This window comes from Agrobacterium sp. ST15.16.024 (assembly GCF_027956545.1).
GTDB classification, from domain to species: domain Bacteria; phylum Pseudomonadota; class Alphaproteobacteria; order Rhizobiales; family Rhizobiaceae; genus Agrobacterium; species Agrobacterium cucumeris.
In genome coordinates this window covers 70,299-94,380 of record NZ_JAQKGO010000005.1, presented here as the reverse complement: position 1 = coordinate 94,380, position 24,082 = coordinate 70,299, and the positions used below count along the sequence as shown (strand labels likewise).

The following is a 24,082-nucleotide window of genomic DNA, read 5'->3' as shown; positions in this document are numbered from 1 at the left end:
GAACGGTTACGGTCGTAATCGCGAACCGAATTCACCCTGCTCTGGACCATCATGACCTTCGTCTGGCGCGCGCACTGGAAGCGCACCGTCCTCTTCCGGATGCGCTTTGCCGCCAATCCTGTCGTCACCTTTCGGTGATGGGGGTTTCTGGCCGCTTTTTCGGCAAAGCGGAAATTGCCGCCCCATGATGAATTGCTGCAGAAACCGCTGTCGAAGTTTCTTGTCAGCGAAATTTCCCAGCAGAGACGACTGCTTTTTCTCGGGGAGAACTTCACAGTTGCGGACCGTCGTTTTACGAAGACCGTCATGAGCGGGCTCTGGGCAGGAAAGACACTGGAGATGGGCATCGTTGCGCTGGATCGGTAGAGCCCAATGTATTTGTTGATGGTTATGGGCGATACCCATTGACAAATTTCAGGACTGCGGCTCTTCTACAGCGCATGAATGGGATGTTGCGAGCATCGAAATTGATGGCCCTGTTGTTCAGGCTGGTGATGGTACTGTCACTGGCGGGCTACAGCGTTTCCACCGTCAATGCCGCAATGCATGCCGAAAACGACGTCCCGATCTCCCAGATCGAGAACGATCATTCGGCTGGAAGGGGTCACCATGACGCCGCCGTTCAGGATCACGGCGACCACGCCGATCAACACGACCACGCCAGCAAGGAAAAATCGAAGAATTCCTGCTGCCAGGATTATTGTGGTGTCGCGGCCATCCCGTGCCCCTCTTCATCCCTGAGCCATCCGACCGTCATTTCCCTGCGTGCGTTTATCGACGATACGCATGCCGCCGGTCTGGCACCGAAGCTTCAACGCCCCCCTAATATCTGAATATCCGGAACCGCTTTGCGGGCTTTCCTGCACCTGCATGCGTGAGCGTGCCGGAGCAATCATGATCTTATTCCCGGATTTTCACCATGAAACGTTTGTTCCTGGTGGTTGCCCTGCCGCTTTTTGCGGGCGGATGCGCAGCCACCTTACCTGAAGTCGTCGTATCGACCGACAGCCCCGACACTGTCTCCAGCGTCAGGCCCATTCCCTATCAAAACCCGATCGGAGCTTACACGCACCGCGTTCCCGTCGATCCGAAACCTTGGCGTGGTCTGAACGATGCACAGGCGCCGGCAAAGGGAGGCGCGTGATGATCATACGTCCTATCAGACTGGTATCCTCCCTTCTGTTTCCTCTCATCGCGGCAGGCTGTGTTACGACCGATTATGCCGCCAAGGATGCGGGCTTTGCCGATGCAACGCTGAAAAGCGCCGAGGCAACCGGAAAGCAGACTGTCTGGGTGCAGAACCAGCAGCAGGCACAGGTGGTGCGCGACCGCGTCAAGGCGCTGATGGCCAAAAAGACCATCGACGTCGAAACCGCCGTTCAGGTTGCATTGCTGAACAACAAGGGGCTGCAGGCATCCTATGCGGATCTTGGAGACAGCGCTGCCGACGCCTGGCAGACGCAACTCTCCGTCTTTCCGACCTTTTCCGTCAGCCTGAACGGCATCGGAACGCCCGGGCTTGGCATGTATCGCGTGCTTGAAGGAGCCGTCACCGCCAATATTCTCGCTTTGGCGACCTATGACAAGAATATCAGGCTGGCGGATACGCGCTTCCGCCAGGCGCAGGTCAATGCGGCGATCGCCACCGTATCGCTTGCCGCGGAAACCCGCCGGGCATGGATCAACGCCGTGGCCGCCTGGGAAAACGTCGCCTATCTCAACCAGGCAAAGGTCGCAGCCGACGCCTCTTCGGAACTTGCGAAAAAGATCGGTGAAGCGGGCTCGATGCCCAAGGCCAATCAGGCCCGCGAGCATGTGTTCTATGCCGAACTGACGGGAGAAACGGCAAAGGCGCGACTGGCAGCGAAACTCGCCAAGGAAGAGCTGATCCGGCTGATGGGGCTTTCCGGCACGGACGCCGAATTCCAGATACCGAACCGGCTTCCTTCCTTGCCGAAGACGCTGATAGCGCGCAACGATATCGAGGCGGAAGCAATTCACAAACGCATGGATTTGCAGGTCGCCCGCTTGGAATTGCAGGCAACCGCGCAATCCTATCGCCTGGAAGACGCCACCCGCATCGTCACCGATATCGAGCTGGCCGGAAACTGGGAGAAGGAACGCGAGCGCGAGGACGGTGCCACCCGTTCGGACATTGCAAGAACCGGCTCGCTGTCCTTCACGATCCCGATCTTCGATTCCGGGCAGGCGCGTCTGCGCAAGGGCGAACTCGCCTATATGCGGGCGGCCAACCAGCTGGCCGGGCTGGCCGTCGACATCCGTTCGCAGGCCCGTTCCGCCCATCTGGCCTACAGGTCGAATTACGACATTGCGCGCCACTACCGCAACAATGTCCTGCCCCTGCGCAGCGCGATCGAGGAGCAATCGCTGCTGTCCTATAACGGCATGATTACCAGCACCTTCGAGCTGATCGCCGATACCCGCGAAAAAATCGAATCCACCATCCTCGCAGTCAACGCCAAGCGCGACTTCTGGCTGGCCGAAGCCAACCTTGCCCCCGTCATCTATGGCGGAAGCACGGGCAGTGCCGCGGCCGAAACCGAAGTCGCATCGGCCGAAGCGCCGGCAGGCGGCGGTCATTGAGAAAGGAAACGGGAATGTTCAGCAGAAGACAATTGCTTGGAGCAGGTGCCGCCGGCGCAGCGCTCGTCTCCTCCAAAACCTGGGCGCAAACGTCCAATATGGGCCTGCCGGAAGCAGCCAGCATGGAAGGCGCTGCGACCCAGGCACCCACCCGCCCCTCAACCGGCCCGGATTACAACCCGGTCGTCACCCTCAACGGATGGACACTGCCCTTCCGGATGAACAACGGCGTCAAGGAATTCCACCTCGTCGCCGAACCGGTGGAACGCGAGATGGCCGAAGGCATGACCGCCTATCTATGGGGTTACAACGGCCAATCCCCCGGCCCGACCATCGAAGCTGTGGAGGGTGACCGGGTGCGTATCTTCGTCACCAACAAATTGCCCGAACATACGACCGTTCACTGGCACGGCATGATCCTGCCTTCGGGCATGGACGGTGTCGGCGGCCTGTCGCAGCCGCATATTCCGGTTGGCAAAACCTTCGTTTACGAGTTCGATCTCGTGAAATCCGGCACCTTCATGTACCACCCGCATTCCGACGAAATGGTGCAGATGGCCATGGGGATGATGGGCTTCTTCGTCGTGCATCCCAAGGACCCGGCATTCATGCCGGTGGACCGGGACTTCGTGTTTCTCCTCAGCGCCTTCGACATCGACCCGGGAACTTACGTGCCCCGTGTCATGGAGATGACCGATTTCAATCTCTGGACCTGGAACAGCCGTGTCTTTCCCGGCATCGATCCGCTGGTCGTGTCGAAAAATGACAGGGTGCGGGTGCGGGTCGGCAACCTGACCATGACCAATCATCCGATCCACATGCATGGTTACGACTTCGAGGTCACCTGCACCGATGGCGGCTGGGTGCGGCCCGAGGCGCGCTGGCCGGAAGTCAGCATCGACATTCCCGTCGGCGCGATGCGCGCTTACGAGTTCGACGCCAAATATGAGGGCGACTGGGCGATCCACTGCCACAAGTCGCACCACACCATGAACGCCATGGGTCACGAAATCCCGACATTCATCGGCGTCGACAAAAAGGAAGTCGCCAAGAAAATCCGGCAGATCCGCCCCGAATACATGCCGATGGGCACTGCCGGCATGGCTGACATGGCCGAAATGTCGATGGAGATACCCGAAAACACCGTGCCCATGATGACCGGTTGGGGTCCGCACGGCCCCATCGAAATGGGCGGCATGTTCTCGGTGGTGAAGGTCCGCGAAGGTATCTCCGCGGGCGATTACGCCGATCCGGGCTGGTATGAAAACCCGCCCGGCACACAGGCCTTTGAGTGGACGGGCAACCTGCCCGACGCACCCAAAGCCAAAGATGCAAGCACACAGCCCCCATCGGCCCATTCGAACCATGGCTGATCATCAACATTCCCAAACGAAAAAGGAAAACGACATGAACACTGCAATTCTTGGCCTTGTGCTGGCAGCACTTGCGACCCCCGCTCTCGCGGCCGGCAGCCACGCCGGCGGACACAGCGAGGCGATGGCAGTGGGTGAGCCCGGCGACGCCACGAAAGTCACCCAGACCATCCGCGTCAGCATGAAGGAAACACCGGATGGCAAGATGATCTTCACGCCCAACAGCTTCAGGGTCCGCAAGGACCAGACCATCCGCTTCACCGTCAAGAACGAAGGCGAGCTCGATCATGAATTCGTTCTCGATGAAGAAGCGAAGGTCATGGAACACAAGGGGCTGATGGAGAAATTCCCCGAGATGGAACATGCCGATCCGAACGCCATCCGCCTGGCGCCTGGCAAGACGGGAGAAATCGTCTGGAGGTTCACCAATGACGGCGTCTTCAAGGTCGCCTGCCTTGTGCCCGGACATTACGACGCCGGCATGCACGGCGATGTCACCGTTGCCAAAAAGTAAGCAAACAAGGAAACCGATCCATGAAAACAGTCATCAACACCACCCTCGCCGCAGCCCTCTTTTTCGCCTCTGCCGCCGGCGCCTTCGCACAGGAATTCACCGCCGGCACGGTGAAGAAACTCGATACCAAGGCCAAAAAGGTCACGCTTATCCACGAGGACCTGAAAAACCTGGACATGCCGGCAATGACCATGGTCTTCGACGTCAAGGACGAAGCCATGCTGGCGAAATTGCAGGAAGGCGCGAAAGTGCAATTCGTCGCCGAGCGGGTGAACGGCAAGCTGACCGTGACGCAGCTGAAATAACTGCGGCGGAACCCGCAAAGACCAGCGCGCACCCCTATCGGCAAAGCCGGTGGGGGTGCGCCTCATTCGTCTGCGGTACATTAATCGCAGGCGGGTTTTCGCACCGGGCCGAAGACCACGAAGCTGATGGCGGAAAGCAGCCAGACACTGATACCGGCATAAAGCATGACCAGGCCGAAGCCATCCGCCAGCGCCTGATGGACGAGCACCTCCGACAGGCCCTGCGCCGACGCTTCCGCGGTTCCCGCCGCAACCTTTTCAGCGAGCAACTGCAATGCGTTCATATCCGTGCCGGATGGTAGATTTGCCTGAAGCGAAGAGCGGACGCCCTCCACCAGAATGAAACCCATGACCGGAATATTGATGGCTAGCGAGATCATGCGCGCACTCATGTCGATACCGGACGCCATGCCGGAACGCGCCGGCGGCACCGCACCCGTGGTCGTATTGGTGACCGGCGTATTAGTCAAACCGAGCCCGATGCCGGAAAGAATGCAGCCGGGCAGCATGGTGAGCCAGTTGGCATTTTCGATGCCGCTGCCCAATTTCATCAGCATGAAACCGAGACCGATGGTGAACAACCCGGCCGGAATGACAAGACGAGGCTGATAACGCAGGGACAGGCGCTCCGCCAGCGGCGGCATCACCAGCGCCGGCAGCGTGTAGGCAAGCAGGCCAAGACCGGCGGCGACGCTGTCATAACCGAGACCCGCCTGAAACCAGATCGGCAGATAGATCATGAAGGGCCAGAAGCTGATGTTCATTGCCGCCGAGCCGATGATGGCCCCGGAAAACGGCCGGATGCGGAACACGGAAAAATCGAACATCGGCCTTGGCGTGAGCTTTTCCACGATGAGAAAGGCAATGAAGCTTGCGACGGACCCAACAAGGACTAATAGCGCGGCCTGACTGGCAAAGCCGAGTTCAGGGCCTTGCGTGATGAAAAACGCAAGGAGAAACACGGCCAGCGACAGCGTGGCGATGCCGGCAAGATCAAGACGGATCGCTTCCGGATCAAACGATTCCCGCACGCCGCCCACTGCAAGCAGCAAAGTGCCGGCGCTGAGCGCCACGTGAACGAGGAACACCCATTCCCAGCTCCACAACGCGACGATGGCCCCGCCGATAATCGGGCCAAAGCCCAGCCCTACACCGGAGACGATGCCCCACCAGCCGAATGCCATGCCACGCTCACCGGCCGTGCGGAACTGGTGTGACAGGATGGCGATCTGGCACACCAGCATCGCACCGCCGCTCAGTCCCTGAAGGAAACGTGCCGCAATCAGCACCACCACATTTTCCGTCATTCCGCAGGCAAGGGACGAAAGCGCAAAAGCGGCAATGCTGGCAATGAAGACGCGCTTGCGGCCAAAGCGGTCGGCCAGCGCGCCTGTCGCCATCAACACCACCGTCACGCCGATCGTATAGGCATTCATGATCCACTGAAGCTGCCGGAAATCCGCATGCAGCACCTGTTCGAGTGTCGGCAGGATTGCCGGAACGCTGGAAATCTCCAGGCCGAACATCAGGGCGGAAAGACAAACGGCAGCGAGCGCCATGGCGCTTCTGCTGCCTGTGGGTGCGGTAACGGCAAGGGTCATTCTTCAGCCTTTCATGGGTCGGATCGCAAAAGCAAAATCCGGTCTGCGGAACCGGACGCAAACTAGCCAAAGCTTGACCATAACTGAATTGGATGATTGGCTATTTCAGAGACAACAAATTGGAATTACCGATATGCGCACGCTGGATGTGGATGCCGTCGAGGCTTTTGTCACCATCGCCGATATGCAGAGCTTCACCCGCGCGGCCGAAGCGCTGGGAACCACGCAGGGCGCCATCAGCGTCAAACTCAAGCGGCTGGAAGACCGGCTGGGCCAGCGGCTGCTTGAGCGCACGCCCCGGTCCGTGCGGCTTTCAGCGCAAGGTGCGGTGTTTCTGGCGCCCGCCCGCGAATTCCTCGCCGCGCATGATCGTGCCCTTGCCGGCCTTTCATCCCCGCGCCGCCGTTTCGGCCTTGGCATTGCCGCCCATGTTGCGGGGCCGGAGGTGCCAACCCTTCTGGCGCGGCTTAATGCCCATGATCCGGGGCTGACGATCGAAGTGCGCATGGACAATTCCCGCGTGCTGCTGGACGCATTCGACCGTGGAGAAATCGACGCCGCGATCATCCGGCGCGAAGACGACCGACGCGACGGCGAGGTACTGGGTGCGGAGCATTTCGGCTGGTACGCCGCTCCGCAGTTCGAACACCGGCAGGGCGAGCCCCTGCGGCTGGCAGCGCTTTCACCCGCCTGCGGCGTGCGCGACATTGCCGCCCGCGCGCTGGATTCGGCCGCCATTGCCTGGACGGAAGTGTTTCTTGGCGGCACCTCGTCGATGGTTACAGCCGCGGTCTCCGCCGGTCTTGCCATTTCCGCCTTTTCCTGCCGTCTTGCACCGCCCGGCACGGTCGAGGTCAGCCAGCGCTTCGGCCTGCCGTCGCTGCCCTCCACCGAGGTCGTGATGTTCTCCACCCTCACCGACAGCAGATCCCGCGAGGCGTTGCGCACGCTTGCCGCTGCATTCCGGGAACATCGGCCCTGATACGGCCTCAGGGTAGCAGCGGATAGCGCCGCCTATTTCAGCGGCTCGCGCGCCTCTTCCAATGTCTTGAGAATATCGATCAACCGTGGCGCCATCTCGCGGATTTCGGTGAGATGGATGGCGGTCAGCCGTTCCAGAACCGCCTGCGCCTTGTCCGTCAGCGCCAGCGTCTGGCGCCGCCGGTCGGCGGGATCAGCGTGCCTGGTTACATAGTCGGCGGTGACCAGCCGGCCCACCAGTTCCGTTGCGGAGTGGGGTGCGATCAGCAACCGCTCGGCAAGCCTGCCGACGGTCATCGCCTCTTCATCGCGATGCCCGCGGATGGCAAGCAACGCCTGATGTTGCTGGGCCGGAAGCCCCTCCTCTTGCGCTGCAGAGGTGCTGAAATCCATGAAGCGGCGCAGCGTGTAGCGCAGGTTGGAAAGGGCCTCGTAATCGGCATCGCTCAGCCTGTCCTTTGGCATTTTCCACACTCTCGATCTCTGCGATTCATCTTGCTCAAGGCGCCCAAGGCGGAAATATCTCCCCGGCGCCATACGTCCGGCTTAGCGCAGGACGGCGTTCTCCGCCAGTGCGGAGCGGCTGATCGGCGCGCCACTTCCCCATACCCGTGTTGATTTATATCGTATTACGATGTATTGACGCCGCCATCCACATCACAGCAACGGAAAATGCCATGCCGAAAACCACGCCTCACCGCCGGCTACACGATTTCACGGGCGGCCTTGCCCGGCGTGAAGCAGGCGATTTTACGACCGACCGCCGCGTTCTAGCCCTTATCGGCATGGCGCTGATCGTCGGCACCGGCGGCGCTTTCGCCGCAAAGCTGCTGGTGAGCCTGATCGCGCTTGTCACCAATCTTGCCTGGTTCGGACAGCTGAGCATGGCAGCCAGCTCTCCCGCCGAAGCGCCACGTTCGTTGTGGATGGTGGCAATCCCCGTGCTTGGCGGCCTCGTCATCGGCCTGATGGCCCGGTTCGGATCGGAAAAAATCCGCGGCCACGGCATTCCCGAAGCGATCGAAGCCATACTCATCGGCGGCAGTCGCATGTCGCCGAAGGTCGCGATCCTGAAGCCGCTCTCCTCGGCAATCTCCATCGGCACCGGCGGGCCGTTCGGTGCGGAAGGGCCGATCATCATGACCGGCGGCGCGATCGGATCGTTATTTGCCCAGTGCTTTCATCTGAGCGCAGCCGAGCGCAAGACCCTTCTCGTCGCAGGTGCGGCAGCCGGCATGACCGCCATCTTCGGCTCGCCGATAGCCGCGCTGACACTCGCCGTCGAACTGCTGCTGTTCGAATGGAAACCGAGAAGCTTCATTCCCGTCGCCCTTGCCACCTGCATCTCCGCGTGCTGGCGCCCTTTCCTTTTTGAAGCCGGCGCGCTCTTTCCCCGGCAATTCCACATGGACCTGCCATGGTGGGGCATCGGCCTGTGCGCCATGGTGGGCATCATCGCCGGCCTGCAATCGGGCCTTCTGACGACCCTGCTCTACCGGATCGAGGATGCCTTCGAGGCGCTGCCGATCCACTGGATGTGGTGCCCAGCAATCGGCGGCCTTGCCGTTGGTCTCGGTGGCCTGATCGAGCCACGCGCGCTGGGGGTCGGCTACGACATTATCGACGGCCTTCTGAACGGCCGACTGCTGCCGCAGGCCGTGCTGACGATACTGCTGGTCAAATCTGCCATCTGGCTCATATCGCTTTCGTCAGGTACATCGGGCGGCGTGCTCGCACCCCTCCTCATCCTTGGCGGCGCGCTTGGCTGGCTGGTCGGTCTGGCGCTGCCCGGCGACCCCGGTTTCTGGGCGCTTCTGGGCATGGCAGCGATGATGGGCGGGACAATGCGTGCGCCGCTGACCGGTACCTTCTTTGCGGTCGAACTGACCGGTGATGTCTCAACCCTGCTGCCACTGCTCGCCGCAACCATTTCCGCCTATGCGGTAACGGTGCTTCTGCTGCGCCGGTCGATCCTGACCGAAAAGATCGCGCGGCGTGGCCAGCATATTACCCGCGAATACGGCATCGACCCCTTCGAATATACCCGCGCCCGCGACATCATGATCGATACGGTCGATACGTTGCCGGCGGATATGCGCGTCGGCGATGCCTCCGCTTTCTTCGCAACCACCGAAAACACGCATCGGATTTATCCTGTTGTCGATCAACAAGGCGTGCTGAAAGGCATCGTTTCACGCGGCGATGCACTGCAATGGCAGCAGAACCCGGTGCTTGCCGATCAGAGCCTCGACGAGCGCGTTTCCGACACCTCGGCTCCAGTCGCGCATCCAGAAGATACCATCGGTTATGTCGCGGATTTGATGCTTGCGACCGACACGGGCCGCATCCCTGTCGTTGATGCGGAAACCGGTCGCCTTGTAGGTCTCGTGGCCCGCAAGGATCTGCTGCGGCTTCGCCATACGGCCAATACGCTGGAGAACGAGCGCAAGCCCTATCTCGGACCACGCAAAGCCAATCCGGCAAAAGCAGGCTGAAAAGGCCTGTCTGCGCAGCCACGGCCGGAAAGCAAGTATCCCGTCTTGCCGACCGGCCGGTTCGGGACTATAGAAGAAATGTCGAAAAAGGCACGACTTGGTGTGGTCTAGCCCAAGTCCTTTCGGAAACGAAAGCTCTGTCCATGCCCCGCGCATGAGTCCCACGACGAACAACGACGCTGTCAGGGCGTCAAATTGTTCGTCCGTGTGGTTCTCAAAACGATGAGCTGCTCCGGTCGAACGACCAAAGGAGCATTTCATGTCAAATACCCCTCAGATTTACGATGTCGTGATTGCCGGCGCTGGTCCTGTCGGTCTGTTTCTCGCCTGCGAGCTACGCTTGGCCAGGGTTTCGGTTCTGGTGCTGGAACAGGCCCCCGACCCTTCCTCTCCGCTTAAGAAACTTCCCTTCGGCATGCGTGGTTTGTCTGTGCCCACCATCGAAAGTTTCCACCGCCGCGGCCTGCTGGAGGACATAACCGAAAAGCAGCCAGCGAAAGAACAGCCAAACGGCAGCCATGGCTTGACCGCGCATTGGATGCAGCAGCAGCGCCGGCCGGGTGGCCACTTTGCCGGCATCCAGTTCTTCCACGATAATATCGACACGTCGAAATGGACCTATCGCTTGCCGGATTCGACGCCGGTTACCATCGCTTCCAGCATGGAAGAGATCGAAACCGTCCTGGAAAGACGTGCAACCGCAATGGGAACCGAGATCAGACGCGGCCTTGGCGTCGAGGGCGTCGAGCAGTCGGATGAGGCCGTGACCATTCGCGCCGGCGGCCAGATATTTCACGCACGGTGGCTTGTTGGCTGCGATGGCGGCCGCAGCACGGTGCGCAAGGCGGGCGGCTTCGATTTCGTCGGCACCGATCCGGAATTCACCGGCTATTCCGTTAAGGTCGAAATGGCTGACCCTGAAAAGCTCGTTCCGGGCCGCCACTACACGTCGACCGGCATGTACACCTATCAAAAGCCCGGAACCATCGCGATGGTCGATTTCGACAGCGGTCGTTTCCACCGAACCCAGCCGATAACGCCGGAGCATGTGCAGACAGTGCTGCGGCATGTTTCCGGCAGCGACATCACGATAACGGGCCTCAGCCTTGCAACGACATGGACGGATCGTGCCTATCAGGCCACGACCTATCGCAACGGCCGAATATTGCTGTCGGGCGATGCCGCGCACATACACTCTCCGCTTGGCGGGCAAGGGCTCAATCTCGGGCTGGGCGATGCGTTCAATCTTGGCTGGAAACTTGCAGCGACGATCCGCGGCGATGCCCCGGACGGATTGCTGGACACCTATACCGGCGAGCGGCACCCGGTGGGAGCACAGGTCCTCGACTGGTCGCGCGCGCAGGTCGCTCTCATGCGCCCCAGCCCGAGCACAAGGGCGCTGGAAGCCATCATCCGCGATCTCATCGAGACCCGCGATGGCGCGACATATTTCGCCGAGCGTGTCTGGGGTGTTTCCCTGCACTATGAGCTTGGCGGCCAAAATCCGATTGTCGGCCGCAGCGTTCCGGATTTCGTACTGACCGATGGAAGGAAGACCGGCGAACTTCTGAGAGAAGGCAAAGCTCTGCTTTTGGACTTTGGTGCGGATGAATCGCTTCAAGCGCTTGCAGGCCGTTGGAACGGGCGGATTGCTTATGTAGCGGGCAATGCCGTCAACCATCTCGACTTACGCGCCGTGCTCGTGCGTCCCGATGGCATCGTCGCCTGGGCCACGGGTTCAACTCCTGACAAGGAGGAACTTACAGAAGCCGCTAGCCGGTGGTTCGGTACATTATAAACTACATCTGAAGCGCGAAATCAGCTTATGCAGAGTTGAAAAAACTGGCGCCGCCCCTTGAAAGCACCAATGGAGTGCTTTATGTATTTCACATGAGCACGAAACTTCTGTCCAACGTCGTTCTGGTACTCAATCTTTCAAGGGAAGATCGATCTTCCCTTGAAGAAACGCTGCTTGCCTATCGACGTGCGATGGCAATCCTCGATCAGACCGAAGGCGCCAACCTCGTGGCGCTGCATGCCGCAGCTTACGAGGAAATCAGGGTCAAGACAGGCCTCCCATCCCGCATGGTGACGCTGGCTTTGCGCGACCATAGCCAGCGTGATCCGCAGGAGCCGGTGCGCGACATCCCGCTCGACAGCAAGCTGTTTTCGGTAAAGGGGCCTGACAGCCTCAGCATCGCCACCCTCTCGGGCCGCGTCGTCGTGCCCTACACCGTTCGTGGTTATCACGACGGCTGGAATGACTTTTCAGAAGCGCGCCTCGTTTTCGAGGGCGAAACCATCAGCATCCATGCCGGCATAAAAACCGGCTTCCAACCGAACAGGGAGGCTTCGATGAACAATGAAGGTATTCTCGGGCGGCTCGGGCGTGTCATCGCCGGTGTCATGAACAACGCTGTCGACGCGGCCGAGGCGTCCAATCCGGTCGCCGTTGCACAACAGGCCGTGCGGGAAATTGCCAAGATCGCCGAGGAAGCGCGAACGGCCCTGGGCGTGGCGGTTGCCGCCGGTCATCGCCTCAAATCGAAGGCCGCTGACCTCGATGAGGAAATTAGCGACCTCGACGACAAGATCAGGATCGGGCTGGAAAACGGCCGCGAAGATCTGGCCCGGGCCGCAACCGGACTGCAGATCGATCTGGAGGCGCAGCGCGAAGCGCTGAACAAGGCGATCCTCGAGAATGCCGCCGAAATTGCCGAGGCGGAAACCACCTTGCGCAGCATCGCCTCTGCAAAGGCGGATGCGCAAAAGCGGCTCGAAGATGCCAAGCGTGCCGAACGCGCCGCACCTGCCAGCGTGGACGCCACCCCGTCCCAGCGCAATGACCGCCGTCTCGCCGAGGCGCTGGAAGCGATCGAAAGAGTGACCGGCACACCGGCCAAGCCCAATACCGGCGCAGCCGAGGTGGAGGAGCTGAGCCGCATGCAGCGACAGAGCGCCATAGAGGCGCGGCTCAAGGCCTTCCGGGAGGGCGAACGCTGATGGAGGGCATTGTCCAGCCAGGCACAGCCCCCTTCTGGATCGCCCTCTTGACGGTCGCCGGTCTCGGCATTGTCGAACTCGTCTCGGTCCTGGTAGGCGTATCGGCCTCCGGACTGCTGGACGACAGTTTCAGCTACCATGCGCCGGGCGATACCGAAGCGGGGCTGCTGGGAAGCTGGATGTCCTGGCTCAACGCCGGCGGCGTGCCGCTGCTTGTTCTCGCGGTCATTCTGCTTTCGGTTTTTGCCGTTACCGGTTTCTTCATTCAGGGGGTCGCTTCCACGGTGCTTCTCGGGCCCTTGCCGCTCCCTCTGGCCATGACCGGCGCGGTTGCCGTGGCCATTCCGGCCACGCGGTCGCTCAGCCTTGCTGTTGCAAAGGTCATTCCACGCGATGAGACCAACGCGCTCGAGCAGGCCGACTTTCTAGGGCTCACAGGCATCGTCACCATCGGGCCGCTTGACCAGGGCAAGCCCGGCACCGTGCGGGTCAAGGACCGGCATGACAATATTCACTTCCTGCGCGCACAGGCCGCATCCGGTCACACGATCGATACGGGTGCGCAGGTATTGATCGTCGATGGGGCGGATGGGCTTTTCCAGGCCATCCCCGCACCGCCGGATCTGAAAAATTCATAATAGCGGGCACAACAGGGGTTAATTCACCATGGACTTCTTTTCTTTGAGCCTGATTGCCGGTGCCATCGTCACGGCGATCGTCGTCATCGGCATCATCATGACATCGCTTTATACGCGCTCGACGCGCGACAAGGCCTATGTCAGAACCGGCCTTGGCGGCAAAAAAGTCGTACTCGACGGCGGCGCAATCATTCTGCCGATCTTCCACTCCTATTCCTGGGTCTCGCTCAGCACGTTGCGGCTGGAAGTGAAGAGATCCGAACATGAATCGCTGATCACCAAGGATCGCATGCGCGCCGATATCACCGCCGAATTTTATGTGCGCGTAAAACCGGACGCCGAAAATATCGCGCTCGCTGCCCAGACGCTTGGCGACCGGACAAACGACGCCGATGCGCTGAAATCCCTGGTCGAGGCGAAGTTCGTCGACGGCCTGCGCTCTGTCGCCGCGACCATGTCGCTGCGCGACCTGCAGGAACAGCGTGCCGAATTCGTCAAATCCGTGCAGGCGGCCGTCGCGCATGACCTGCAGTCCAACGGCCTGGAGCTGGAATCGGTGTCGCTGACGCGGCTCGACCAGACCGACATCAAGCATTTCAACCCCAACAACACCTTCGATGCGGAAGGCCTGACGGCACTGACGCGGATCACCGAGGAGCGCAAACGCGAGCGCAACCAGATCGTCCGCGACAACGAAGTCGAAATCGCCACCAAGGACCGCGAAGCCGTGCTGCGCCGCCTGACCATCGAGCGCGAACAGCGCGATGCGGAACTGACGCAGGAACGTGATATCGCCAACAAGACCGCGGAAACACGGGCAGAAGCCGCACGTGCCGAACAGGCCGCCCGCTTGAACGAGGAGACCGCAAAGCTCGATACCGAACGGGGCATTGCCGAGCGGGATGCGGAAGCCCGCCAGGCCCGCGAGACCGCCCGCATCGAGGCCGAGCGCGGCATCGCCGAGCGCGAGGCGGAAGCCCGCAAGATCACCGAAACCGCCCGGATCGAAGCGGCAATCGCCGTTGCCCAGAAGGTGGAGCAGGAACAGGCTGCGCGTGCCAAGGCGGATGAAGCCAAGGCAGCCGCCATCACCGCCGAAGAACAGGTGGCAACCGCCCGCGAAGTGGAAATCGCCGAACGTGCCAAACGCATTGCCGTGATCGACGCCCGCAAGGCGGCCGAACAGGAAGCGACGGCGATCACCGTGAAGGCGGAAGCCGAACGCGAAGCTGCGGAAAACCTTGCCGCCGCCGCCAAGATCGGCGCCGAGGCCGAGGCGCAGGCCGCCAAAATCCGCGCCGAAGGCGTCATCGCGCTCGGTGATGCCGAGGCGCAGGCGGAGCGTGCGAAAAACGATGCACGCAATGCGCTTTCCGGCGACATCATCGAATTCGAACTTGCCCGCGCAAGGATCGCCATCATCCCCGAGGCGCTGGCCGAAGCGATGAAGCCGATCGAGAAGATTTCCGATATCCGCATCTTCAGCGCCGGAAATCTGGCCGGCGCACTCGGTGGCGGCAGCGACGGACAAGGTGGCAATGGCCTGGGCGATCTTTCAAGCCAGCTGCTGAGCTTCACCGCGCAGAAGCCGGTTCTCGATGAAATCCTCGCGCAGGCCGGTTTCAAGGGAGCGGACCCGACACAGGCCCTCCTCGCAGCCTCGATCACGAATGGCACGGATCGGCCAACCTCGGAAAAACAGCCACGCAAGGAGACTTAACAGGGTCTCGGCAGTCCTTCCGTCCGGCACTCGTCTCGGCAAGAATATCAAGCGCGGCCAATCTAAGATGGCCGCGCTTTTCTGTTCTTTAGACACTCCACGAGACCCGTTATACGCCCCGGAAATGATGCCGCATCACTCGATCACCTCACCTCGCATCAGAAACTTCGCAAGTGCGACCGTCGAAACGAAGCCGAGAATTGCGAGGATCAGAATGAAGGGAAGATAAAGGGCGTTTCCGGTTTTGATCGCCAGCACCAGTGCCTGCAATATTCCAATATTGTAGATCGCATCAATTGCCATGACACGATCCTGGGCCCTTGGACCCTTGATCAGCCGATATGCGGCGAATGCCATGGCAAGCAGAAGCATGCCCTGGGCAAGGGTGGCGGACCAGTAAATAATATCGGCGCTCAACATCATCGGCACCCTCAACAGGGTCGTGCCGAAGAAAAAATACCGGTCTGTTCAGGGCAATTATGAGAGATCATGGCCTTGCTCCACGTGTTCTTTAGACACGGGGCCGTCCCCAATTGATCCGGATGGCGCAGGTCGTCCTGCACAACTGCGTGCTATCACCAATGGCGCCTGTCATCAAGGCGGGTGGCCCGACTGCGCCATTGCTTTCAGGAACCCTGCCATGCTATCGCTGATATCTACAGCTTGACAGAGCTTCGTTCGGGACGACCCGAATGCGACAGATTGCCGGGGACGACCCCAGATAGAGGTCGCCTGCAATGTCTGACAAATCTCCATCCTTTCTCCGCACTCCCTGGCCGAAACTCGTCGTGGCCTGGCTGGTCGTCGCCGTTTTCCAGCTGTCCGGCCAGTCATGGCTTTCGCCGGGCATGACGCCAACCATTGCCATCTCGTGCTTTCTCGTTCTCTTCGCCACAATCCTGATGGCGGCTTTCGGGGTAGTGAAAGAGGCCGATGAACTGGCCCATCAACTGGGTGAACCCTACGGAACGCTCATTCTCACGCTGTCGATCGTTGCAATCGAAGTGATCCTGATTGCGGCGGTGATGCTGGGGCCGAATGAGGCGCCGACAATCGGAAGAGATTCCATATTCGCGGTGATGATGATCATCCTCAACCTCGTGACAGGTATCTGCCTTCTGGCGGGCGCGATGCGTTATGGCGAGCAGGAATATAATGCGCCCGGCGCCGTTTCCTTCATTGCGATGACGGTGGTTCTGGCCGGCGTCGCGCTTCTGGTGCCAAACACGCTCTCCGCAGGCAATGGCACGTTTACCGCTCTCCAGGCCATCGTCATCTCTCTCGTGACCGTGATTGTCTATGGCAGTTTCCTCGCCCTCCAGATGGGCCGCTACCGCAGCCACTTCATGCAACCGGCACCGGGCCGGATGTCGATCAGGCTGACAGAACCCGTCAAGCGTCAGGCTCCAGACCATCCGACGGACGGTCATGCCCGCAAAAAGAACATCGTTCATTCGATGTTTCTGATCGGATTGATGCTGCCGATCGTGCTGCTCGCACATGACCTTGCCATCGTCATTGATTACGGCGTTGCGCAGGCTGGCGCCCCGGTGGCCGTTGGCGGCGTTCTTATTGCGATCATCGTCTTTACGCCCGAATCGATCACGGCCGTGAAGGCCGCGTTGAACAACGAGACACAACGGGCAATCAATCTGTGCCTCGGCGCATTCGTTTCAACTGTCGGGCTCACGGTCCCGGCGGTCCTGACGGTTGGCCTCGTCACCGGCAAAACGGTGATCTTCGGAATTTCGCCCACCGAAACCATCCTGTTTGCCCTGACGGTTGCGCTGACAACCCTGACCTATCTGGGCAGGCGAACCTCGGCGGCGCAGGGACTGTTGCATCTGATGCTGTTCGTCATCTTTGGCCTCCTGTTGTTTACAGCCTGAGGCCACGGCATCGCGGGACGGCCCGCGCGCGCTTCAAACCGAACGGGGACGACCCCATGATCGCGAGATTCATGATGTGGAACGCTCCCGAAATGCTTTATCAGGACATTTCAGAAACGGTCGCAAAAAGTGCAAATCAACGCTCGCCAGGCTGGGTGACGCGGATTTCGGCGGTCTTGATCTTCGTTCTCGTCGCCAACCATCTGGTCCGGTTTTCCCGCGCCGATGCGTTTGCCCGAAAACGATTGCCACCTGCCACCGATTTGGCTAGAAAGCCCTCGCGCGGGACGACCCGTGCCTTGAAACGTTCCGGGGACGGCCCTGACTCTCAATCTTGGGATCAGAATGGCCGATATACCGAACACCCTCCCTATTTCTGACTTTCCACCACACGCACGGTCTTCCTGCGTCCGGCACAGCCGTGACCTCGAACACCGGCGCATCCCCGTCATTGTCGCAATTTACTGAAGGACCTGTCATGGCCGGCCCCATCGACCAATTCGAAGTCAAACCTCTCGTTGAAATTACAGTCGGGGATATCGACCTCAGCTTCACCAATGCTTCGGCATACATGTTTCTCACCGTCACACTGGCCAGTTCATTCCTGCTTCTGGCAACCGGCAAGGCCCGCCTCGTGCCCGGCCGTTGGCAATCGAGCGCGGAGATGCTTTACCTGTTCGTTGCCAAGACCCTGCGTGACAATGCCGGCGAACAGGGGATGCGGTTCTTCCCCTTCGTGTTCTCGCTTTTCATGTTCATCCTCTTCGCGAACATGATCGGCATGTTTCCTTATGCCTTTACCGTAACGAGCCAGATCATCGTCACCTTCGGCCTCGCCATGATGGTGTTCGGCACCGTCACGCTTTATGGCCTGTTCAAACACGGCATTGGTTTTTTCGGCCTGTTCAAACCCGCCGGAATCCCGGCAATCCTGGCGCCGATCATCGTGCCGATCGAAATCATCTCCTATATTTCGCGCCCGGTCAGCCATTCCGTCCGCCTGTTTGCGGTCATGCTTGCGGGCCATATCACGCTGAAGGTCTTTGCGGGTTTCGTCGTCTCCCTCGCCAGCGTCAATGCGCTGGGGGTAATCGGCGCCATCGCGCCACTCTTCATGACGGTCGCCATCACGGCTCTGGAGTTCCTGATGGCCGGCATTCAGGCCTATGTCTTCACCATGCTCACCTGCATGTATCTCAACGATGCACTGCATCCGGGACACTAAAGCATTCACGGCGGCGCCGAGCGTCCCGTATCAGCAAAGGCCCACAAAGGGGACGTCAGGCGCGCTGACGTTCCCCGACAGGCCGGTGCAGGCGTTGAAGGATCAGGGGCAGAACCCCGCCGGCACGCAAAATGGCGATTTCCGCCCGGGTTTCGATCGCCGCAGATGCCTCGAAAGAGATGGAATCACCGCTGGGCCGCGTGATCGTCACGGGTATCGCGCAACGGGGTGCGATCGACAGGACATCGGCGTTGACCATGATTGTGTCGGGGGCGGTCAATTCAAGCTGTTCGGGCTTCAGCCCTTGCGGAAGCCGCAGTGGCAGGACACCCATGCCGATCAGGTTCCAGCGGTGGATGCGCTCGAAACTTGCCGCCAGAACCGCCCGAACACCCAGGAGGGCGACACCCTTTGCGGCCCAGTCGCGGGAAGATCCCATTCCATAACGTTCACCCGCCACAACGACAACGGATTTACCTTCGGCTTCGTATCGCTGGGCAGCATCCCAGAGCGGGAGAACTTTTTCCGTTCCCGCATGAATGGTAGAGCCCGCAGGAATATCCGCCGCCAGAAGATTGCGCACGGTCCTGTTGGTGAAGAGGCCACGGATCATGACTTCCCAGTTGCCGCGCCGTGAAGAAAAGACATTGAGATCAAGCGGATTCTCGCCACGATCAATGAGATGCCGTCCGGCGTCGCCCGTCGCGGGAATGGCACCCGCGGGCGAGATATGATCGGTGGTGATGTCGTCGCCGAGCACGAGAATAGGATGGGCTTGATAGGCGCCAAGCCTCGTTCCCTTGCCGAAGCCGGAAAAAGGCGGCCGGCGGATATAGGTCGATTTTTCATCCCAGGGGAAAAGTGTCGTTGTGGGCGCGGGAAGCTCCTTCCACGCCTTGCTTGCCTCGGCCGCGTCATAGGCCGGCGCGAAATCCTCAACCCTTGACGCCATCTCCATGGCCGCATCGATCTCGGCAGCGGTCGGCCAGATCATCGGAAGCGTTACGGGAGTACCGTCTTCTGCGATGCCGAGAGGATCATTCATGATATCGAGCTCGACCGTACCGGCCAGTGCTAAGGCCACAACCATGGGCGGCGAGGCCAGAAACCCGGCTTCCAGCTGCGGATGAACCCGGCCGGGAAAATTGCGGTTGCCGGAAAGAACCGCCACGGGAAGAATGTTCCGCTCCGCCATTGCCATTGCAACCGGAGTGGTGAGCGGGCCGGAGTTGCCGATACAGGTCGTACAGCCATAACCGACGATGCCGAAGCCGACGGCCTCCAGATCGGTCATCAGCCCCGCACGCTGGAGATAACGCTCCGCCGTCGGCGAACCCGGAGCAGTCGAGGTTTTGACCCAATGCGGCGGGCGCAGACCGTAAGCATTGGCTTTGCGGGCCAGGAGCCCGGCGGCAATCATGAGCCGGGGATCGGACGTGTTGGTGCAGCTGGTAATCGCCGCGATTGCGACGGCGCCGTCATTCGGCTCACCCTCCAGGGAAATCGTCCCGGCCTTCTTCATGGCGGAAATCGCATGGCGCGTTGCGCTGACCGAAATCCTGTCCTGAGGGCGGCATGGTCCGGCAAGGCTTGGCTCGACGCTTGAAAGATCGAGATCAAGGGTTGCGGCGTAGCGGGGATTGGCATCGGGATCGAACCAGATTCCGACACGTCTGGCATAAGCCTCGACGAAGGCCGCGTGATCCGGTGTGCGCCCGGTCCTGAGCAGATAGTCGACGGACTGACGATCTATCGGGAAATAACCGCTATTCGCTCCGAATTCCGGCGTCATATTGGCGATGACCGCCCGGTCACCAGCAGCCAGACCGGAAACGCCCGGACCATAGAACTCGACATATTTATCCTGAAGGTCGATCTGACGCAGCAGATGCGTGATAACCAGCGCGAGATCCGTGGCAAGCACGCCCTCTTTCAACGCTCCTGTCAGCCGGACACCAACGACGTCAGGTACGCGAAGGGCGACGGGCATGCCGAAAAACACGCTTTCTGCCTCAAGCCCGCCAACACCCCAGCCAAGCACTCCGATGCCATTGATCATCGGCGTATGGCTGTCCGTACCGATCAACGTGTCCGGCATGGCCCATAACATCCCGTCGCGCCGCTGCGAGGTCACCACGGTTGCCAGGCGCTCGAGATTAAGCGTGTGCATGATGCCCGTGCCGGGGGGATGGATCCGAAAATCGGCAAGCGTATTTGTCGCCCATTTCATGAAGCTGTATCGTTCCGAATTTCGCTCATATTCGCGCTCCATATTGCGCGTGAGCGCCGATGAGGTCGCAAACACGTCCACGGCAACGGAATGGTCGGTCGAGACATCCACCGGAACGACCGGATTGAGCCGGGCGGGATCGCCCCCGGCTTCTGCAAGCGCAGAACGCATTCCGGCAATGTCGACCAAAGCCGGACCACAGGTCGTGTCGTGCATCAGGACCCGGTTCGGTAGGAACGGAATTTCGACTTCGCTAACACTGGTTTCAAGCCAGTCGATCATCGCCGCTTTCGCCCGTGCAGCGTCGTCGTCTCCGGTGCGAAGCACATTCTCCAGCAATATGCGATGCACATAGGGCATGCGGGCCAGACAGTCCCCCGCCTCTGCGGGGAGATCGATGATATCGTAGCTGACGCCGTTTATCTCGAATGTCGTTCGCATATTCTTTTGGTCGAGCGTCACGGCCATCCCCGCAGGCGTTATCATTGCTTGCTTTGCAAGTGACAATTCACATACATAATATAATCACAAAATGCAATTATCTCGACAATAAATCGATTGCCTTTTCACCCGGTGAAGGACACGAACCAGGCAAGCAATCCAACTCACAGTGAGGGAGGTTAGGGATCTAGACCTTGGGAGACTTGATCCGGCTGGCACCCATGATGTGGGTGTAGAGAAAAGCGGCGGCTTCGTTCCGGCGACCATGTTCGATCAGGTCGAGAATTTGCAGATGTTCTTCCGTCTGCCGGGGCAGGCGGCTGCGGTCGATGGTGATGTGGTATTCGATAAGCCGGCGCAGACGGTTGATGCGTCTGATCGCATCCAGGAAAAATTCATTCTGCGAGCAGGCGACGAGCATCTCGTGAAATTCGTTATTGGCCTTGAAGATTTCGGCGCGCGACCATGTTTCATATCCGCCGTCACGCAGCCGCATCTGAACCTCCCGCGCCCGCTTCAGACCCTCGACATTGGGCTCGAAACTCGGCAGCAGCATGGCTTGCTGCTCGATCACGGCGCGAAAGGCATAACCGTCCTCATAACTCTTCTTGGACGTCAGCGCCTGCGTGAACGCCCAGCCATTGCCGGGCAGACGCTCGATCCAGCCCTCTTCCGCAATACGCCGAAGTACCCTCAGAAGCTTGGTGCGCGGGAGATCGTAAAACCGCATGAGTTCATTTTCGCTCATGCGCTCGTCGAGCTTGCCGGAGAGGCGATCCTCGGCGATGCGGAAATAGATCGCCTCGTCACCCTCACCGTCTTCAACACCTGCGGATTTCATATCCTGAAGACTGCCGGGATCAACGGCCAGAAAGTAACCGCGATTGGGCTCCGCCCGCACGACGCCCTGGATCTCGAGTTGCTTGAGCGCGCTCATGATGGGAGCACGCGAGACACGGAAGGCGTCAGCCAGCATTTGAAGAGGAAGATGCTCACCCTTGCCGATGCCGTTCGTCTGGATGAATTCAATGACGTTTCCGACGATCTGCGGCGTAAGACTTTTCCGTACCATGGGGCTCGCTCTGTAGTTTTGTCCAGTTTTGTATGATCGCCGGCTTCAAAGCAACAGTCGGCCGCCCGAACGGGCCGCCGCCTCGCTGTTCGATCCTCGCCTGCCGGAAACGGGACAGCCCCTTGAAAAAGAAGGGTGCAACAAGCGCTATCACCGCAAAGGCGCGACGGGATAATCGAATTTCCGCATGGAAAAGCCGATAGCGCCAGATCCGACAATTTCTTGCCTATGTTCCTCCAACAGATTTCGCGCTCCCTTAATGCTGACCCTTGCCAGATCGCAGCGAAAGCCCGAACGACACCATCGTGAAACCTGCCACCAGGAGATCTGCCGCCAGAATGATGTCCGGGCCCCCTCCAAGTCCAAAGGAGCGATCCGCGACCAGCCATGCGACAAAGAAGAGGGTGGTCAAGCCGCCTGCGAGCAGGGATGGAGCACCCCGGTGGGGACGGATCGTTTCTCCAACCCAGAGCCGTAATAACGAAAGACCAAGAAACAGACAGCAGAAAAGCAGAAAGGCCGCAGACGACCGAAGGGTCTCATCAACACAGACGATACATCCCATCGCTGCCTGAAGGGCGCCGATGGCAATCCAGTCCGGATAAAATGCGGGGCGTGCAAGCCGCATGATGATGATTGCAAACAGCAATCCGCCCAGCATTGGCCCGAGGCCCGGCAGATAACCTTCAAAGTTCCGGTCGAGAAACCTGTTGGCGAGGGACAACACGGCAAAATCGACCAGAATGACGCCAAGCGCGACGACTCTCAGCCAGTCGGACGGTTTTCTGAAGCGGTTTTGGCCGACCTCCCGGCCACTGCGGATGAGGCGGCGAAGCCGCGGGAGAAATGACGGGGCACGCTGGTGGGGGAAAACGTGCCCCGTCCGATGTCCGGCAATGAGCGTTGCGGACATCATTGGCCCTGACGGCAGGGGACGATACGTCAGGGCCATGTTTGTCGAAGACGGAGCAGGCACGGAACCTCCGTAACCCGTGGAAACGGCCAGACTGCCGCGAAGGGCAAGAGACTGGCGCGAAATATTTTCCCGATCCTTCATCATTTTCGGAACCGTCTCCTCCGTTGGGCAACCGGTTCGCTTTCGGGATCATACCGGTCAACCAGCCCTGCTTGCCGGGGCAACAGTAGCCATGTCTTTATATATACATACAACACGTTTGTAAATTCGAACCTAGTCATCTTCCGTCACCAGCGCATGTCAGGCGTGGTTTGCCTGGGGTAATTTTGTCAGGATTGGTTCAGTTGAGGCCTTGGTGTTTTTGCTGAACTCCGGCGAGCAAAGTCGCGACCAGAAGGCTCCCGTCTTCGGAAAGCGTAAAGACGCTCTTGCTTAGCGCCCATTCCGTAATGAGACCGCCCATGGCCGCATAAAGCATGGAGGCAGCCTTTTCCGGCGTCCACGGCTTCACCATTCCGGGGTTTCGCTCGACTGCCCTGAATATGCGCACGAATAATTCATGCATTTCCTCGGGAAACGTGTTTTGTGCGGCCTCATCCTTTTCCGCCAGAACGATATCGAGCCGCATCATCACCCGCAGCAGACCGCGTTGACGCGGATCCTGCTCCAGCAGCCTGAAGGTGTCGGCTATGATATCACCAAGTTTTTCGATGGAAGCGGAGCTGCGGCCTTCGGAAAGTTCGTCGGCAAATCGCCGAAACGGTTCCTGCGCCTCGTTTCGGAGAGCGAGCAGAAGACCGTGCTTGTTCTTGAAATGCCAGTGGATTGCACCCCGGGTCACACCGGAAAGAGCAGCGATTTCTTCCAGGCTGACATTGTCATAGCCCTTGTCCAGAAACAGGGTCTCTGCCGCCTGTAAGATCTGGCGACCGGTTTCCGCCGCCTGCTCCTTGGTTCTCCTCACGTCTCTAAACTCCCATGACTGAATTTCGCCGTTGCTTTCTACATGGACCAGCCCGGCAAAAGCAAACCGCCGTCCCGCCGCAACTCATCACGGCGAGACGGCAATGCATCG

At 59.9% G+C, this 24,082-nt stretch carries 23 protein-coding genes; 15 read left to right on the top strand and 8 right to left on the bottom strand.

Annotation, left to right across the window (positions count from 1 at the left end; genetic code table 11):
• Window positions 1-6 precede the first annotated feature (6 nt).
• Entirely contained in the window at window positions 7-405 is a 399-nt protein-coding gene (locus PL640_RS16870) for a hypothetical protein (protein ID WP_271362725.1), read from the bottom strand.
• Between the two features lie 65 nt (window positions 406-470).
• On the opposite strand from PL640_RS16870, the gene PL640_RS16865 reads away from it, so the two are divergent.
• The 6 genes from PL640_RS16865 to PL640_RS16840 all read left to right on the top strand — a co-directional run bounded on the left by PL640_RS16865 (window position 471) and on the right by PL640_RS16840 (window position 4,796).
• Window positions 471-833, top strand: coding sequence for a hypothetical protein (locus PL640_RS16865; RefSeq protein ID WP_237681434.1), 363 nt, complete (start codon window positions 471-473; stop codon window positions 831-833).
• Window positions 834-919: 86 nt separating this feature from the next.
• Window positions 920-1,144, top strand: coding sequence for a hypothetical protein (locus tag PL640_RS16860; protein WP_271362724.1), 225 nt, complete (start codon window positions 920-922; stop codon window positions 1,142-1,144).
• Window positions 1,144-2,604 (top strand): TolC family protein, encoded by a 1,461-nt coding sequence (locus PL640_RS16855; RefSeq protein WP_271362723.1) that lies wholly within the window; start codon window positions 1,144-1,146, stop codon window positions 2,602-2,604. Before PL640_RS16860 ends, PL640_RS16855 begins: the two co-directional genes overlap by 1 nt.
• A gap of 14 nt (window positions 2,605-2,618) precedes the next feature.
• Complete coding sequence (locus tag PL640_RS16850) at window positions 2,619-3,977, top strand: multicopper oxidase family protein (RefSeq protein ID WP_271362722.1); 1,359 nt, start codon at window positions 2,619-2,621, stop codon at window positions 3,975-3,977.
• Window positions 3,978-4,011: 34 nt separating this feature from the next.
• Window positions 4,012-4,491, top strand: a complete 480-nt coding sequence (locus PL640_RS16845) for a cupredoxin domain-containing protein (protein WP_269701499.1) — start codon at window positions 4,012-4,014, stop codon at window positions 4,489-4,491.
• Window positions 4,492-4,511: 20 nt separating this feature from the next.
• Entirely contained in the window at window positions 4,512-4,796 is a 285-nt protein-coding gene (locus PL640_RS16840) for a copper-binding protein (protein WP_271362721.1), read from the top strand.
• Between the two features lie 80 nt (window positions 4,797-4,876).
• On the opposite strand, the gene PL640_RS16835 is transcribed toward PL640_RS16840, so the two are convergent.
• Window positions 4,877-6,397, bottom strand: coding sequence for an MFS transporter (locus tag PL640_RS16835; protein WP_271362720.1), 1,521 nt, complete (start codon window positions 6,395-6,397; stop codon window positions 4,877-4,879).
• Window positions 6,398-6,530: 133 nt separating this feature from the next.
• Between PL640_RS16835 and PL640_RS16830 the strand changes: the two genes are divergently transcribed.
• A complete protein-coding gene (locus tag PL640_RS16830; RefSeq protein ID WP_065116568.1) occupies window positions 6,531-7,379 on the top strand; it encodes a LysR family transcriptional regulator in 849 nt (282 codons plus the stop codon).
• Window positions 7,380-7,411: 32 nt separating this feature from the next.
• Here the strand turns inward: PL640_RS16830 and PL640_RS16825 are convergent, their stop codons facing one another.
• Window positions 7,412-7,843, bottom strand: coding sequence for a MarR family winged helix-turn-helix transcriptional regulator (locus PL640_RS16825; protein ID WP_174032634.1), 432 nt, complete (start codon window positions 7,841-7,843; stop codon window positions 7,412-7,414).
• Between the two features lie 212 nt (window positions 7,844-8,055).
• On the opposite strand from PL640_RS16825, the gene PL640_RS16820 reads away from it, so the two are divergent.
• The 5 genes from PL640_RS16820 (at window position 8,056) to PL640_RS16800 (ending at window position 15,234) form a co-directional block, all read left to right on the top strand.
• Window positions 8,056-9,873, top strand: a complete 1,818-nt coding sequence (locus PL640_RS16820) for a chloride channel protein (protein ID WP_271362719.1) — start codon at window positions 8,056-8,058, stop codon at window positions 9,871-9,873.
• Between the two features lie 259 nt (window positions 9,874-10,132).
• Window positions 10,133-11,671, top strand: a complete 1,539-nt coding sequence (locus PL640_RS16815; protein ID WP_271362718.1) for an FAD-dependent monooxygenase — start codon at window positions 10,133-10,135, stop codon at window positions 11,669-11,671.
• 92 nt (window positions 11,672-11,763) lie between these two features.
• A complete protein-coding gene (locus PL640_RS16810) occupies window positions 11,764-12,876 on the top strand; it encodes a PspA/IM30 family protein (protein ID WP_271362717.1) in 1,113 nt (370 codons plus the stop codon).
• Entirely contained in the window at window positions 12,876-13,514 is a 639-nt protein-coding gene (locus tag PL640_RS16805; RefSeq protein ID WP_271362716.1) for an OB-fold-containig protein, read from the top strand. The genes PL640_RS16810 and PL640_RS16805 overlap by 1 nt, the downstream gene beginning before the upstream one ends.
• Window positions 13,515-13,542: 28 nt before the next feature.
• On the top strand, window positions 13,543-15,234 hold the full coding sequence (locus PL640_RS16800) for a flotillin family protein (RefSeq protein WP_142842539.1): 1,692 nt from the start codon (window positions 13,543-13,545) through the stop codon (window positions 15,232-15,234).
• 135 nt (window positions 15,235-15,369) lie between these two features.
• On the opposite strand, the gene PL640_RS16795 is transcribed toward PL640_RS16800, so the two are convergent.
• Window positions 15,370-15,651 (bottom strand): K+/H+ antiporter subunit F, encoded by a 282-nt coding sequence (locus PL640_RS16795; RefSeq protein ID WP_271362847.1) that lies wholly within the window; start codon window positions 15,649-15,651, stop codon window positions 15,370-15,372.
• 320 nt (window positions 15,652-15,971) lie between these two features.
• Here PL640_RS16795 and PL640_RS16790 point away from each other — a divergent pair, with 320 nt between their 5' ends.
• The 3 genes from PL640_RS16790 to PL640_RS16780 all read left to right on the top strand — a co-directional run bounded on the left by PL640_RS16790 (window position 15,972) and on the right by PL640_RS16780 (window position 18,348).
• On the top strand, window positions 15,972-17,123 hold the full coding sequence (locus PL640_RS16790; protein ID WP_271362715.1) for a calcium:proton antiporter: 1,152 nt from the start codon (window positions 15,972-15,974) through the stop codon (window positions 17,121-17,123).
• A gap of 56 nt (window positions 17,124-17,179) precedes the next feature.
• On the top strand, window positions 17,180-17,503 hold the full coding sequence (locus PL640_RS16785; protein ID WP_142842541.1) for a hypothetical protein: 324 nt from the start codon (window positions 17,180-17,182) through the stop codon (window positions 17,501-17,503).
• 98 nt (window positions 17,504-17,601) lie between these two features.
• Window positions 17,602-18,348: a F0F1 ATP synthase subunit A gene (locus PL640_RS16780; RefSeq protein ID WP_271362714.1), complete on the top strand. Its 747-nt coding sequence runs from the start codon at window positions 17,602-17,604 to the stop codon at window positions 18,346-18,348.
• 55 nt (window positions 18,349-18,403) lie between these two features.
• Here PL640_RS16780 and acnA read toward each other — a convergent pair whose 3' ends face one another.
• The 4 genes from acnA to PL640_RS16760 all read right to left on the bottom strand — a co-directional run bounded on the left by acnA (window position 18,404) and on the right by PL640_RS16760 (window position 23,971).
• Window positions 18,404-21,019, bottom strand: coding sequence for an aconitate hydratase AcnA (gene acnA, locus PL640_RS16775; RefSeq protein ID WP_405049210.1), 2,616 nt, complete (start codon window positions 21,017-21,019; stop codon window positions 18,404-18,406).
• Between the two features lie 187 nt (window positions 21,020-21,206).
• A complete protein-coding gene (locus PL640_RS16770) occupies window positions 21,207-22,091 on the bottom strand; it encodes a GntR family transcriptional regulator (protein WP_271362712.1) in 885 nt (294 codons plus the stop codon).
• Window positions 22,092-22,347: 256 nt separating this feature from the next.
• Window positions 22,348-23,151 (bottom strand): hypothetical protein, encoded by an 804-nt coding sequence (locus PL640_RS16765; protein WP_271362711.1) that lies wholly within the window; start codon window positions 23,149-23,151, stop codon window positions 22,348-22,350.
• A 196-nt stretch (window positions 23,152-23,347) separates the two neighbouring features.
• The gene (locus tag PL640_RS16760) at window positions 23,348-23,971 is read right to left on the bottom strand and encodes a TetR/AcrR family transcriptional regulator (protein WP_269701468.1); all 624 of its coding nucleotides are present in this window, start codon (window positions 23,969-23,971) and stop codon (window positions 23,348-23,350) included.
• Between the last annotated feature and the right edge of the window lie 111 nt (window positions 23,972-24,082).